The organism is Mesoflavibacter sp. CH_XMU1404-2, assembly GCF_037029465.1.
In the GTDB taxonomy this organism is placed as follows: Bacteria; Bacteroidota; Bacteroidia; order Flavobacteriales; family Flavobacteriaceae; genus Mesoflavibacter.
In genome coordinates, this window is sequence record NZ_JAYMEM010000031.1 from 28,676 (window position 1) to 41,862 (window position 13,187).

Consider the following 13,187-nt stretch of genomic DNA (forward strand, 5'->3'; position numbering starts at 1 on the left):
GAAGCGTTAATTATTAATTTTGTATTAACATCTAAAATTGGAATGGTTTTAGCAGTAATAATGGTATGAAAAAACTACTTTTTTTAAGTCTTTTATTTCCTTTTTGGCTTTTTGCACAAGAAGAAGATATTATAGTGAAAGATTCTACAGATGTAGATTTTATCATTATTGAAGGCGATTCTATACCAAAAAAATCTATTTATTTAGATGAAATTCTTTTACTACCAAGTTTACATTTCAACAGTAAAGAAGAACGATACCGTTACTATATTTTAAGGCGAAAAACATTAAAGGTTTACCCTTATGCTAAATTGGCAGCCGAGCGATTAGAGACGTTAAATGCACGTTTAAAAACATTGGACAGAAAAGGAGATAAGCGAAGTTATGCAAGAAAAGTTCAGAAATATATTGAAGAAGAATTTTCTGAAGAACTTAAAAAACTAACACGTACCGAAGGTCAAATCTTAGTTAAGTTAATTCACAGACAAACAGGACAGACTACTTTTGATTTAATAAAAGAATTACGTAGCGGTTGGCGTGCCTTTTGGTTTAATACTACTGCAAGCTTGTTTGATATTTCTTTAAAGCGTGAATTTGACCCAATAAACGTTAAAGAAGACTTCTACATTGAAGATATTTTGATAAGAGCTAAACAAAGTGGTTTATTAGAATTACGAGCACCATCGGTAGAGTTTGACTATTTTGAACTTAGTGATAAATGGGCAGATAAAAAAACAGAATCAACAGAAGATTAATGAGAAAACAAACACCTTTTGAAGAGCAACTTAATGCAATTACACATGCAATTGGTGCTATTTTTGGTATTGTTGCCTTAATTTTATTAATCATTTTTGAAACAAAAAAGACCGAGTTTAGTCTGTTTAGTGTGATTGTTTATGGTATTTCAATAATTATATTGTTTACAGCATCTACCATGTATCACAGTTTTACAGACGAGAAAAAGAAACATTACTTCCGGATTGTTGACCACATTAGTATTTATCTATTAATAGCAGGAACTTACACACCAGTTTTACTTATAACTTTAGAGCAGAGTAAAGGTTGGTTACTGTTTTATATTGTTTGGGCTATTGCAGCATTTGGTGTTATTCTTAAACTATTTTATACAGGTCGTTTTGAAGCGTTTTCAACCATCTTATATTTAGTTATGGGTTGGCTTATTGTATTTGATTTTTCAACATTAAATAGTCTTATGCCAGCAAATGGAATTATCCTATTAATGGCTGGCGGATTAGCATATACCGTTGGTATTGTTTTTTATGCGATTGAAAAAATACCTTATAACCACGTAATTTGGCACCTTTTTGTATTGGCAGGAGCTATTTGTCACTTCTTTATGGTATTGTTTTTTGTGGTTTAAAAACAACGATTTACAATATGTAAACCGTTGTTTTCATTATAATGATACTATTTGTTTTTTATAGAATATTCCCAGAAAGCACCGCTAATATCTGTTAGTTTGATAGTGTAGTTTCCTTTAGGAAGTTTAGTAAAAATATCATCTTCAAAAGTCAATTTAGCTTTGGCGCCTAACGGTAGGATAAGGCTATGTTTGCCAGGTTTGACTTTGGCTATGTAGTAATTAGAAATGTTTTTATCATTTAGTTGTGATAAGGCATTTTGGTCTAGTTGATATATTTTTTGGTTTTGATTATCTAATAGTTCTAACTTAATAATCCAAGCGCCATAAACATCAACACCTTCAGTTCTAAATACATCAAAACTAATTGTATTATGGTTAAATAATCCTTCTGTAATTTCAACTTTAGGTTTTATAGATTTATTATGAAGTGTTCCCCATAATCCACCATGAAAGATTTGATTGGTAGCTAATGTTAAACCAAAAATAAATACAGATCCAATCAAAACAACTTTAGGGAAGTTGTTGTTTTTAATAGGAATGTTACCAGATCCTAACCAATTAAACCACTTCTTTTTGGTAAAAGATATATTCTTGTTTAACAAGTAATTGTCTAGCGCATATTTGCCACTACCAGTTAAAAATAGTACAAAACCTGTGGCTATACCTAAAATACCTATTTGCCATTCGTCTAAACATGTTGTACCAATCCAACCTGATGCTAAAAGAATACCTAAAGCTAAACTAAAGACACCAATACTCATCAATCTTGTAAATAGCCCAAACATGATAAATAAACCAACAAGACCTTCAATTATGGTAAATACAACCATATTAATCCATAGAGCATCTGGGTTTTCAACTAGATATTTAATAATAGGTTTTATGCCTAAGGCATGTGGTAAAAAGTGATTGAATTTTACACCAATATATCCAGCTAATTCTGGATCCAGTTTTTCGGCTAATACAGTTCGTCTCCAAAATGCAGAAAAGTAGGTCCAACCTACAACAAGTCGTAATGCTAAAGCCATTAGCCCAGCATCATTTTTTAAATTTATTTTATTCATTTTTATTATCAGTAAGTTATTATTTATGATTCACGATCTAACGTGTTTTGTGTCATAAACAATTACAGATAATCTTTAAAATTTTGGTATAAAATATAAAGTGGAAGAGGAGCAGTAGAAGTAGTTTGTGCTGCTTGAAGTTGTGTGTTTACGCTTTTATTTTCAACTAATACGAAGTTATAGTTTAATACATCAGGAAATATTGCAATCTGTTGCGAATTACTTTTTGATGTTGAAAGTTTTATAACGTTAACCTCTAAATTGTTACAACTGTAGTTGCTAAAAGTAGATTTGTTTTTGTTAGATACTTCAGTTTGAGGTAAACCAAGTTCTACTTGAAAAAAATTACGAACCTTACACGGCGATACTAATAATAAAAAAGCAAGGCTAACTACAGATAACCATGATATTATTTTATTAGTTGCGCTTATTTTCATATCGTAAAAGTACTAATAAGGTTTTGTGCCGCTTATTAAACTTTTCTTAATATTAGGTTATTGATTAAAATTAACCTTCAATAATATCTTTATACTCTAAAAAGAAAGCTTCAAAACGACTCATAATGTCATTAAAAAACACCATAACTTCCTGCCATGTGTTTTTGTTATGGATAGATACTTTATGCCCTAAAGGGACATAGACACGAGAGATTTCTTTTCCGTTTTCTAAAAAAAAGGCTTCTTCATATATGGCTTCTGGTAAAAACTCATCTTTTAAAATAGATTGAAGTGCTACCAGTTTTTCCCAATATTTAATACGATGTTCTAAGCTATCTTCAAGATCTAATGCAACTAAAGCTTTTTTGTTATCAAAATGAAATTTAAAGCTAGCACCTTTAAGTTTGGTGTTGTATAAAATCCATTTTCTTGGGAAAGATTTCCCAAAACTGGTCCAAAATTCTTGTTTTAATTGCCTTGATTCTTCTTTAGAAAACATAATTAGAATTAGTTTTTAAACAAAGTAAGCAATAATAATTGCTAGAACTATGGTGCTTAGTTTAACGATGTTAAATTTATGCCCTTCATTACTTTCAAATAAAATAGTAGTACTAATGTGTAAAAAGATACCAATAACTAAGGCTGAAATCTCATAAAAATAGGTGGTAAAAAACTCAAAAGTATCAGATAAATACGTTCCTAGAGGCGTCATAATAGCAAACAAGCCTAAAAACATGACTATTTTAGGAGTACTTATTTTAGATCCTATAAAAAACGAACTTAAAATGATAGCAACGGGCAATTTATGAATGATGACACCATATAATAACTGCTCATGCGCATGGATAGGTATACCTTCTAAAACGCTATGCATACTTAAGCTAATAAATAACAACCAAGGAAAATTTACTCTATCTTTATGGATGTGTACATGTCCGTGTTCTGCACCTTTAGAGAAAAATTCTAAAACAATTTGTAGCAAAATACCAGCCATAATAAATAGACCGATAGGCTTATTATGGTTATGATGGTATACTTCTGGTAAAAAGTTAAAAACGGTAATAGATAATAAAAAAGCACCACTAAAAGCTAATAATAACTTAAGGTTAGCCGATTTTTTAGGTTTAAAAATTAGTACAATTAAAAAACCTAAAACAACACTTAATATGGGTAATATAATATTTAACATAAAGAAGACTTAGCGGTCGTGTTTAGATTATTTAAAAATCATGATTAATCTTTCAGAGTTTTTAGCATCAAATTTATTTAGCTTATAATCTCCAAATACGTCTAATAAATATACACCAGCTTTTTCAAATAATTTTTCAAAATCATTAAGAGTAAAGGCTTTTACACGTTCTTGAAAGAGGTAATCTTCATCTTCAAAAGTAAAAGAAATATCTTTAATAATGTAACCGTTTTCAACGCGACGTGTCATAGTAAATTCAATACCATCAACCGTTTTGGTATCTTTTTCAACTAAATTATTGATCACGTAATTACTGTTCATAAAATCAATAACGCCAAATCCAAATTCATTTAAATCGGCTTTAATAGCTTTTATTGTCGACAGGTTATCACTTTCATTTTCAAAATATCCAAAGCTAGTAAATAGGTTAAACACTGCATCAAAGGTTTCGCCGTAAGGCAAACACATATTATGCACTTTAAAATGTAGTGTATCGTTTTCAAACTGTTTAGCGTGCGCAATGCTGTTTTCAGATAAATCGGCACCAATAACGTCATAACCCAACTTATTTAAAAAGATACTATGTCTGCCTTTACCACAAGCCAAATCTAAAATTTTAGCCTGTTCCGGTAAATTTAAATAGTTGGTTAAGGTGGTCATAAAAGCTTCCGCTTCGGCATAATCGCGGTCTTTATAAAGTATATGATAAAATGGTGTGTCAAACCAAGAGGCATACCATTTTTTTGTACTGTTTGTCATAAAATTAATTTTGGGGTTTAAACTTTCGCTTAGGCTACAGTTTACCAGGCTTTCGCAACTCGCTCTTTGCAAGGAGCTCAAACAAATTGCTCAATCCTTAACCCAATTATCAACAAAGGTTATGTTTCCCACAAAAATAGAGTATTTTTGCAAAGTATTAGACGTTTATAATGGAAGAAAATTTCAACATGGTAGCCAAAACCTTATTTGGTTTTGAAGAATTATTGGTAAAAGAATTAAAACAACTTGGTGCACAAGATGTTAAAGCAGGCGTACGTAACGTGTCCTTTGTTGGAGACAAAGGGTTTATGTATAAAGCCAATTTGGCTTTGCGTACGGCAATAAAAATTTTAAAACCAATAAAAACTTTTAGAGTATCTAACGAAGAAGATTTATACAAACAAGTGTATAATATTAAGTGGGAAAAATACTTAAAAGCTACAGGTAGTTTAGCCATAGATGCCACAGTACATTCTAAACACTTTACACACTCAAAATTTATTGCTTTAAAAACAAAAGATGCTATTGTTGACCGATTTAGAGATAATGGTGGTGTTAGGCCAAATGTAGATTTGCGTTTTCCTGATTTAAAAATTAATGTACATATCGATCGCTCTGTTTGTACTATTTCTTTAGATACTTCTGGCGAATCTTTACACAGACGTGGTTATAAGTTAGCCACCAATATTGCGCCTATAAACGAAGTACTAGCTGCAGGTTTAATTATGCTTTCTGGTTGGGACGGACAAAGTGATTTTATGGATCCGATGTGTGGTAGTGGTACGATGTTAGCCGAAGCTGCTATGATAGCTTGTAACATACCGCCAAACTTAATGCGAAAAGAGTTTGCTTTTGAACGATGGGAAGATTGGGATGTTGATTTATTTGAAAAAATTGAAGAATCTTTATTGAAGAAAACAAGAGATTTTCATCATAAAATTATTGGTTATGATAAGTCACCAAGTGCTGTGCATAAAGCGAAAGAAAATATTAAAAACGCACATTTAGACGAGTTTATAACTATAAAACACGAAGACTTCTTTAAAACCCAACGACCTGGCGGAGAGCAAAAGTTACACATGGTTTTTAATCCACCTTATGGCGAGCGTTTAGATATACAAATGGAACAGTTTTACAAACAAATAGGAGACACCTTAAAACAAAACTATCCAAATACAGATGCTTGGTTTATTACTTCTAATTTAGAGGCTTTAAAACATGTAGGTTTAAGACCTTCAAGAAAAATTAAATTATTTAACGCAAAACTAGAATCTAGATTGGTTAAATATCAAATTTATGAAGGTAGTAAGAAAGCGAAGTTTAATTAGTAGTATCTTTTTCAGTGTTTTCTGGTAATTCTTCTTCTTTCTTTTTCTTTGTTTTAGCTTTTTTAAACAAAGGAATCATATAAGAAACAGTATAACCATATCCAATACCAATACTGTTAGAGTCAAAAGTTTTGTAAAAACCTGGTACGTATAGGTTTTGCAGGTTTTCAGGTTCGTCTTGACTAATCATGCTTTTTAACTGTCCATTAATACCAACGTATAAATTGTTTAAAACTTCGGCTTTTATACCTATTTGAAGTTCTACCCAAATGGCAGATAAGCCTCCAAATTTAACACTTTCGTTAGAAGAGTTTTGTTCGCCCCAATATTGATTGGTATTATAAACTGTATAGTTATTTCTGGTTTGGCTAAATGTACTAGCACCAACTCTAAAACCTGCATAAATCATATTGTCCATACCGTACCAGTTGTCGTACATATTATAGTCTGCACCAGCTTTAAAGTAGCTGCCAGAAGCAGTAACGCTTAAGTAATCGTTAGTAGTTGTTTTTTCTTCAGTACCTAACTCACCAGCTAAATACCAACTTTTTGTTAATCGGTAATCACCAACAATTTCAAAGCCTTTATACTCATCGTCTAAAGCCGATCTAATTAATTTTCCTGCATCTGCACCAATACGTAAACCGTATTGTAATTTATTAGCGTTTTCTGTTGGTATTTGTATGGTGTCTTGAGCGTTAGAAGACCAAACGCTACAAACAAGACTAATGAGAAAAAGTGTAGTGTGTAGTTGTTTCATCTTCAATTATTAAATTATCGTTTTGAGGTATTGTTTGAAAAATCCATTGTCCATCTGTACCTTCATCTAAAGTTGTTGCAACGTTTTCAAATATAGTTTTGTAACCACAAGCTCTTGATACATAAACATCATTTCTTGTGTAGTTTATCGTGACTAATTCTTGGTTTCCTGTAAAAAAGTCGTCTGCTAAATTATCAGATGTACCGTTATCATCAATTTCAAATTCACTGATTAAAATAAAATGTGTTTGATCTTCGGTAGTTTTTAATGGTAAAAATATTTGATTAGTATCTTCACCTGAAACGCCTCTTAAGTTAGAGTCTTCAGGAACGCTTGTATTTAAAGGAAACACACTTGGATCATCAATACCTAAAACAACTAAACCAAATACATTTTTAGAATTTTCTATGATGTTATTATCTACAAAATCAATAATCATATTTGGTGTTGTAGGAGAACTTTCTGGACATAAATCGTCTCGTTCACAAGTGGTTAAAAGCGGTAACACCAATAATAGCGTTAATAGTTTTTTCATAGTTTATTTTTCAAATAGTACAACCGTTTCTATGTGTGATGTGTGTGGAAACTGATCGACTAAACTTATCTTTTTTAATTTAAAACCTGCATTAATCAAGGTTTCTGTATCTCTTGCTTGTGTTGCAGGATTACAAGATACATAAACCATGCGTTTTGCATTTAAATTTATGATTTTGTTTAAGGTTTTTGGTGCAATTCCAGAACGAGCAGGATCTAATATTATTGTCTGAATTTTGTTTTGGTATTGTGGGTATTTACTTAAGAATTTGCCAACATCTTCGGCATAAAACTCAAGTCCGTCTATATTATTTCTTTTGGCATTTAATTTAGCATCTTCTATTGCAGAAGCTACGATATCTACTCCAATAATCTTGGTGTTATTACTTTTTGAAGCAATGATTTGTCCAATGGTACCAGTACCGCAAAACAGGTCTAAAACTACCGAGTTATCTACAGCTTCTTTATCTTCTAAAGCATAATCTACAACTTTTTGGTATAGTTTTTCGGCAGATTTTGGATTGGTTTGAAAGAAGCTTTTCATGCTAATTTCAAAGTTTAATCCAAGAAGTTCTTCAACTATTTTGTCTTCACCATAAATAAGAGTAATACTACCCGTTGTAGCGATGGTACGGTCACCTTGCTCGTCATTTATAGTATGTAAAAAACCAGCAACTCTATCATTAAAAAGCGATACTAAAAACTGAGCAAATGCATTGAGATCAAATTGATCTAATCCATCAGAAGTAGTTACCAAATTAAATAATAGCTGATTAGTTTTAAACGATTTTCTAACCACTAAGTACCTAAAAAAACCTTCGCGTTTTGGTGCATGCCAAGGAGCAAGACCTGTAGCTTCACAGTATTCTTTAATTTTAATTAAATTATCTTCTAATTCTTTATCAAAAATACCGCTGTCTTTATCTAGGTTGTCACCAATCCACCACGTACCACGACGTTTAAAACCAAGAGTAAACTCGTCTACATCTGTGTTTTTATCATGATCGTAACCAATTGCAGAAAAGCTATATTCCATTTTATTACGATAATGGAATAGGTTAGGAGACGCCACAAACTCATCAAAATAATCTTCAATTTCGGTCACTTTTCCAATCTTTTTAAACAAATCCATTGTACTGGTGTACTTGTATTGGTGTTGTTTTTCGATTGGTAAGTTAATGTATGGCGCACCAGAAATTTCATGGTAGTTTAAATGAACTTCATCAGGAGATTTTTGTAGTACATCAATTAACTTACACTCGGCGTATTTCTTTTTTGATTTTACCACACGAGCTTTAACTTTTTGACCAGGTAAAGTGTTAGGTACAAAAAGCACAAAGTTTCCTAATTCGTTGTTTATACGGGCAATTCCTTTGCCGCCAAAAGCGTAATCTACAATATCTAAATCGATAAGCTGACCACGTTTTACAAATTTATTTCGATCTCTTCTAGACATGCTGCAAAAGTAAGCAAAGCAATTTCGATTTTGGAAATTAGAATTATGATTTTTTAACTTTTTTAAGTTGAAAACCAGAATATCGTTAAATCCAACTAAAAATGTTTTTAAAGGCTAGTAATATTTATTATTTTGCAACTTCTAGGGATGATTTCTTTCCCACGCTGAATTTTCGAGACTTTTCGAAAGGATAAAGGTAGATAAGGAATGGTTATTTTTTCACTTTAAAAATTTATAAAAATGGCTGTTTTAGACCAATTAACGTCGCAAGAAGCGATGGATTTAGAAAACAAGTATGGAGCGCATAATTATCATCCGTTACCAGTAGTATTAAGTAAAGGAGAAGGTGTTTACGTTTGGGATGTAGAAGGTAAGAAGTATTACGATTTTTTATCGGCTTACTCTGCTGTAAACCAAGGACATTGTCATCCAAAAATTGTAGATGCAATGACCGAGCAAGCAAAAAACTTAACCTTAACCTCAAGAGCATTTTATAATGACATGTTAGGTCGTTATGAAAAATATGCGACAGAGTATTTTGGTTTTGATAAATTATTACCAATGAATACAGGAGCAGAAGCTGTAGAAACTGCTTTAAAAATCTGTAGAAAGTGGGCTTATGAAGTTAAAAACATAGATGAAAATGAGGCTGAAATAATTGTTTGTAAAAACAATTTTCATGGACGTACAACGACTATCATTTCATTTTCAAATGATCCCGTAGCACGCAAAAATTTTGGTCCTTATACAAATGGATTTATCAAAATAGATTACGATAATTTAGAGCAATTAGAAGAGGCTTTAAAACAAAATAAAAACGTAGCAGGGTTTTTAGTAGAACCTATACAAGGTGAAGCTGGTGTTTATGTGCCAAGCGACGATTATTTAGCAAAAGCAAAAGCACTTTGCGAAAAATACAACGTATTATTTATTGCAGACGAAGTGCAAACAGGTATTGCCCGTACAGGAAGATTATTAGCAACTTGTGGTAACTGTACTTGTGAGGATAAAAATTGTTCTGGTACACCAGAAGTAAAACCAGATGTTTTAATCTTAGGTAAAGCATTAAGTGGTGGCGCATATCCAGTAAGTGCTGTTTTAGCAAATGATAATGTGATGAACGTGATTAGACCTGGTAACCACGGAAGTACTTTTGGAGGTAATCCAGTTGCAGCAGCTGTAGCTATAGCAGCTTTAGAAGTTGTAAAAGAAGAAGACTTAGCACAGAAAGCTTTTGATTTAGGTGAGTTATTTAGAGCAGAAATCAATAAATACATAGAAACTAGTAACATTGTTAATTTAGTAAGAGGAAAAGGTTTACTAAACGCAATAGTTATTAATGACGATGAAGACAGTGATACCGCTTGGAATATTTGTCTAGCATTACGTGATAATGGCTTACTAGCAAAACCAACACATGGAAACATAATTAGGTTTGCACCGCCATTAGTAATGACTAAAGAACAATTATTAGATTGTGTATCTATCATTACAAAAACTTTAGAAGCTTTTGAAAAATAGAGCTATATTTATATAAAAAAGGCGACCAATTTGGTCGCCTTTTTTATTTTATAAGAATATGTAATTATTGAGCAGCTTGTTGTGCTTCATACTGCTCCATTGTTTGTCTAAATTGTTCTTGTATCTCGTCCCATCCAACAGTGTAAATTCTGTAAATTGTAACTAATAAATAGATAACGTTAATAATAGTAATTATTAAAGCTACCGTTTTAGCTGTTTTCATTTGGTTATATTGTTTAGGACCTGCTTCGTAATCTTCAGGGTTTAATTGTGCATTTTTTAAGGAGTTATTAGCTACTAAAAATCCTGAACCAGATAGGATAAAACCTAATCCGCCAAAACAGCAGCATAATAAACCGACAATTGAAAGTACATAAACTAAGGTTGGGTTGAGTCTTTTTTTCATTTTAAGTGTGGTTAATTAAATTATATATAAAGTTAGTTAAAATTAATACAATACTAATAATAGCTAATATAGAAATGATTTTTGTTGAATATTTAAATTTATAGAAAACAGATACTAATATAACTATACCAAGAAGAGATAGCGTGTAGATTGCAGGATACATCAAAAAACCATCTACCAATTTACCTTGAGATACTAAAGTGACAGATCTTTGTATACCACAACCAGGACATTCAAATCCTAAGACTTGCTTATTCATACAAGGCAGCATGTAGTTATTTAAATCTTCCATTTTACTATTTAAAATTTAAATTTAGTAAAATAAAAAAGGCTTTTACAATTTGTAAAAGCCTTTTTAAATAAAATTTTATGTCTATCTATTTTTTATTAGCTACAATAACCTTTTTAGTTGTTGTATTACTGTTAGAAAGTGTAGTTTGTACTAAATATACTCCATCACTTAAGTTTTTAGTAGAATAGCTTAAACGCTCGTTGTTGTTTTTTATAATTTTGTTAAAGATAATTTTACCAGAAACATCGTATAGTTTAATATTTTCTATATCAAGCTTTTTAGGGTTTAAAACTACTAATTCAGATGTATTGTTATTTTGAATTACGTTAAAGTTATTATCAGCAAATTCATCAGTAGATAACGTATTAGCTTCTACAAAAACAACTTCAAATCTATCAGTATAATTACCAGCAGGTAAGTTAATTTCGAAGTTTTGAGACTGTAAGTTTACGTAAGTATCATTTACTTTATCATGTATGTAAATAGGTTGATTGTTATCAAAATTTTGCACATCAAATATTCTAAACCTAATTAATTGTTGATTATTAAGATTTAAAACTACAGGAATAGCTAAATTTAAATCATAAGCATTAGCTTGAGCTACTAATTTTTTTGTGTTTTGAGGCCAATATGCATCAGAGTTTAAAGACTCATACATTCTACTTTCTAAACCGTAATCTTCGTTAGGTGTTGCTGTATTATGAAAGTTTTGTAATAATTGGCGTGTATAGGTTTCGTTAAAATCTATATTTAATCTAAAGCGTTTAAAATCTGCAGGTACTATAGTTAATCCGTCTACAGTATATTGATCGTCTTGATTTGTTGTGGGAGATTCAGTTTGTTGAGCTGTTCTAAAAAATTCACTATTAGCAGCAGATTCCCTATAAAACACACGGTGACTGTCTGATATTAATAAATGAGAATTAGAAGGAGCTGCAGGATTTCCTTTAATCATAAAACCTTGGCCAATAGGAATAAATCTTCTAGCCTCTTTTATAGAAGAAGAAGGTGTTCCACTAATTGTGTTAATAGTGCCGTCTGCATTGTAAGTTTTAAAAGTTGCAGGTGTAAATGTACCAAAATTACCTAGAGTTGCATCTGTAATTGTATAAGAAGCATAACCACCAGAATAAGCCGTTAAGTTGTGAGATGCAATAGATTGATCTTGTTCCCAATAATAAAGTGTTGCGGTTTCTAAAAGACCTGAATTAGCAGGATCATGAATTAGCAAAGCTGCATCTAAAGCAGATGGATAAGGGTTACCTATTAAAGTTTCTTGTCCAGGTTCTATATCTACAAGTATTTCACCTTCGTTAGGTTTCCCTCTAAAATCGTATTGTTGGTTGCCTGCATCTGTTCCTTTCATAGTAAAACCATAACCAGCATCTACTGTACCAGATTCCCCAACATAATCCCAATCACTATAGTTAGTACCTGGATTATATGTCCAAATCCAATAATCTTCTATATTTAAAGGAGAACTTGTTCCGTTATATCCTGTAGTAGAGTAACCAGCAAGATTACTGTTAGTTAGATCTACAACGTCGTAAATGTTTTTGTTAGGTGTAAATGCTCTGTTACCAGTACTGTTTGCATCAACATTTCCTACAGGAGAAGCCCAATAATTGTAGGCATATTGATTTACAGTCCCTTCTTGATAAACACTAAGTTTACCAACACCAGAGTTACCTGTGTTACCAGGACCTTGAATTAATTGTGCTTCGTCTCTTAAATAAAAAGTAGAGTTTGTTTCTGTTAAATTTACATCATCTTCTACATACACTTCAATATCGGTAGCAAAAATGTAAGCATCGTTTCTAACTGTTAATTGGGCTAAAGATAATTGACAGAAAAAAACAGATAAAATAGTTAAGTAAAGTATTTTCATAGTAATTTACATTTGACAAGCAAAAATACTAAAATCATCTAATAACTAGATATTTAAAATGATTTTTAGATGAAATGTATTTATTGCTCTTTTAATGTACAAAATTTATCGATAAAATTACTACTAAATCTTAATTTTAAAACCTTTAATTTTGTTTCCAAGATATATT

At 31.3% G+C, this 13,187-nt stretch carries 15 protein-coding genes; 4 read left to right on the top strand and 11 right to left on the bottom strand.

Features of this window, described 5'->3' with window-relative positions; translation table 11 throughout:
• Positions 1–65: 65 nt before the first annotated feature.
• Both WA327_RS14475 and WA327_RS14480 read left to right on the top strand, forming a co-directional pair.
• Positions 66–755 carry a DUF4294 domain-containing protein gene (locus WA327_RS14475; RefSeq protein WP_336070900.1) on the top strand — a complete coding sequence of 230 codons (690 nt, stop codon included), beginning with the start codon at positions 66–68 and terminating at the stop codon, positions 753–755.
• Positions 755–1,381 (top strand): hemolysin III family protein, encoded by a 627-nt coding sequence (locus WA327_RS14480; RefSeq protein ID WP_304142899.1) that lies wholly within the window; start codon positions 755–757, stop codon positions 1,379–1,381. Before WA327_RS14475 ends, WA327_RS14480 begins: the two co-directional genes overlap by 1 nt.
• A gap of 47 nt (positions 1,382–1,428) precedes the next feature.
• On the opposite strand, the gene WA327_RS14485 is transcribed toward WA327_RS14480, so the two are convergent.
• From WA327_RS14485 to WA327_RS14505, 5 genes are all read right to left on the bottom strand, one after another.
• Positions 1,429–2,448: a TQO small subunit DoxD gene (locus WA327_RS14485; protein WP_336070904.1), complete on the bottom strand. Its 1,020-nt coding sequence runs from the start codon at positions 2,446–2,448 to the stop codon at positions 1,429–1,431.
• 62 nt (positions 2,449–2,510) lie between these two features.
• Positions 2,511–2,885, bottom strand: a complete 375-nt coding sequence (locus WA327_RS14490; RefSeq protein ID WP_336070906.1) for a hypothetical protein — start codon at positions 2,883–2,885, stop codon at positions 2,511–2,513.
• Between the two features lie 70 nt (positions 2,886–2,955).
• On the bottom strand, positions 2,956–3,384 hold the full coding sequence (locus WA327_RS14495) for a DUF4268 domain-containing protein (RefSeq protein ID WP_336070907.1): 429 nt from the start codon (positions 3,382–3,384) through the stop codon (positions 2,956–2,958).
• Positions 3,385–3,399: 15 nt separating this feature from the next.
• The gene (locus WA327_RS14500; RefSeq protein WP_336070908.1) at positions 3,400–4,074 is read right to left on the bottom strand and encodes a ZIP family metal transporter; all 675 of its coding nucleotides are present in this window, start codon (positions 4,072–4,074) and stop codon (positions 3,400–3,402) included.
• Between the two features lie 27 nt (positions 4,075–4,101).
• Positions 4,102–4,833, bottom strand: a complete 732-nt coding sequence (locus WA327_RS14505) for a class I SAM-dependent methyltransferase (RefSeq protein WP_336070909.1) — start codon at positions 4,831–4,833, stop codon at positions 4,102–4,104.
• A 170-nt stretch (positions 4,834–5,003) separates the two neighbouring features.
• Between WA327_RS14505 and WA327_RS14510 the strand changes: the two genes are divergently transcribed.
• Positions 5,004–6,161: a THUMP domain-containing protein gene (locus WA327_RS14510; protein ID WP_336070911.1), complete on the top strand. Its 1,158-nt coding sequence runs from the start codon at positions 5,004–5,006 to the stop codon at positions 6,159–6,161.
• Here the strand turns inward: WA327_RS14510 and WA327_RS14515 are convergent.
• The 3 genes from WA327_RS14515 to rlmD are packed head-to-tail and all read right to left on the bottom strand — an operon-like array spanning position 6,154 to position 8,911.
• Positions 6,154–6,921: a DUF6048 family protein gene (locus WA327_RS14515; RefSeq protein WP_336070913.1), complete on the bottom strand. Its 768-nt coding sequence runs from the start codon at positions 6,919–6,921 to the stop codon at positions 6,154–6,156. The two genes, WA327_RS14510 and WA327_RS14515, sit on opposite strands and share 8 nt — an antisense overlap.
• The gene (locus WA327_RS14520; protein ID WP_336070915.1) at positions 6,887–7,456 is read right to left on the bottom strand and encodes a DUF6452 family protein; all 570 of its coding nucleotides are present in this window, start codon (positions 7,454–7,456) and stop codon (positions 6,887–6,889) included. Before WA327_RS14520 ends, WA327_RS14515 begins: the two co-directional genes overlap by 35 nt.
• Before the next feature lie 3 nt (positions 7,457–7,459).
• Positions 7,460–8,911: a 23S rRNA (uracil(1939)-C(5))-methyltransferase RlmD gene (gene rlmD, locus WA327_RS14525; protein WP_336070917.1), complete on the bottom strand. Its 1,452-nt coding sequence runs from the start codon at positions 8,909–8,911 to the stop codon at positions 7,460–7,462.
• A 240-nt stretch (positions 8,912–9,151) separates the two neighbouring features.
• Between rlmD and rocD the strand changes: the two genes are divergently transcribed.
• Positions 9,152–10,432, top strand: a complete 1,281-nt coding sequence (gene rocD, locus WA327_RS14530) for an ornithine--oxo-acid transaminase (protein WP_336070919.1) — start codon at positions 9,152–9,154, stop codon at positions 10,430–10,432.
• A gap of 64 nt (positions 10,433–10,496) precedes the next feature.
• Here the strand turns inward: rocD and WA327_RS14535 are convergent, their stop codons facing one another.
• From WA327_RS14535 to WA327_RS14545, 3 genes are all read right to left on the bottom strand, one after another.
• Entirely contained in the window at positions 10,497–10,838 is a 342-nt protein-coding gene (locus WA327_RS14535) for a CCC motif membrane protein (protein WP_106678392.1), read from the bottom strand.
• A gap of 1 nt (position 10,839) precedes the next feature.
• Positions 10,840–11,097, bottom strand: a complete 258-nt coding sequence (locus WA327_RS14540; protein ID WP_336070922.1) for a DUF2752 domain-containing protein — start codon at positions 11,095–11,097, stop codon at positions 10,840–10,842.
• A 118-nt stretch (positions 11,098–11,215) separates the two neighbouring features.
• Positions 11,216–13,018, bottom strand: a complete 1,803-nt coding sequence (locus WA327_RS14545; RefSeq protein WP_336070924.1) for a T9SS type A sorting domain-containing protein — start codon at positions 13,016–13,018, stop codon at positions 11,216–11,218.
• Between the last annotated feature and the right edge of the window lie 169 nt (positions 13,019–13,187).

Excerpts from the sequence above, each read along its gene's own strand:
- WA327_RS14480 (WP_304142899.1), top strand. The coding sequence starts at position 755 with ATGAGAAAACAAACACCTTTTGAAGAGCAACTTAATGCAATTACACAT.
- WA327_RS14540 (WP_336070922.1), bottom strand. The coding sequence starts at position 11,097 with ATGAATAAGCAAGTCTTAGGATTTGAATGTCCTGGTTGTGGTATACAA.
- WA327_RS14500 (WP_336070908.1), bottom strand. The coding sequence starts at position 4,074 with ATGTTAAATATTATATTACCCATATTAAGTGTTGTTTTAGGTTTTTTA.
- rocD (WP_336070919.1), top strand. The coding sequence starts at position 9,152 with ATGGCTGTTTTAGACCAATTAACGTCGCAAGAAGCGATGGATTTAGAA.
- rlmD (WP_336070917.1), bottom strand. The coding sequence starts at position 8,911 with ATGTCTAGAAGAGATCGAAATAAATTTGTAAAACGTGGTCAGCTTATC.
- WA327_RS14515 (WP_336070913.1), bottom strand. The coding sequence starts at position 6,921 with ATGAAACAACTACACACTACACTTTTTCTCATTAGTCTTGTTTGTAGC.
- WA327_RS14490 (WP_336070906.1), bottom strand. The coding sequence starts at position 2,885 with ATGAAAATAAGCGCAACTAATAAAATAATATCATGGTTATCTGTAGTT.
- WA327_RS14495 (WP_336070907.1), bottom strand. The coding sequence starts at position 3,384 with ATGTTTTCTAAAGAAGAATCAAGGCAATTAAAACAAGAATTTTGGACC.
- WA327_RS14545 (WP_336070924.1), bottom strand. The coding sequence starts at position 13,018 with ATGAAAATACTTTACTTAACTATTTTATCTGTTTTTTTCTGTCAATTA.
- WA327_RS14485 (WP_336070904.1), bottom strand. The coding sequence starts at position 2,448 with ATGAATAAAATAAATTTAAAAAATGATGCTGGGCTAATGGCTTTAGCA.
- WA327_RS14535 (WP_106678392.1), bottom strand. The coding sequence starts at position 10,838 with ATGAAAAAAAGACTCAACCCAACCTTAGTTTATGTACTTTCAATTGTC.
- WA327_RS14520 (WP_336070915.1), bottom strand. The coding sequence starts at position 7,456 with ATGAAAAAACTATTAACGCTATTATTGGTGTTACCGCTTTTAACCACT.
- WA327_RS14510 (WP_336070911.1), top strand. The coding sequence starts at position 5,004 with ATGGAAGAAAATTTCAACATGGTAGCCAAAACCTTATTTGGTTTTGAA.
- WA327_RS14505 (WP_336070909.1), bottom strand. The coding sequence starts at position 4,833 with ATGACAAACAGTACAAAAAAATGGTATGCCTCTTGGTTTGACACACCA.
- WA327_RS14475 (WP_336070900.1), top strand. The coding sequence starts at position 66 with ATGAAAAAACTACTTTTTTTAAGTCTTTTATTTCCTTTTTGGCTTTTT.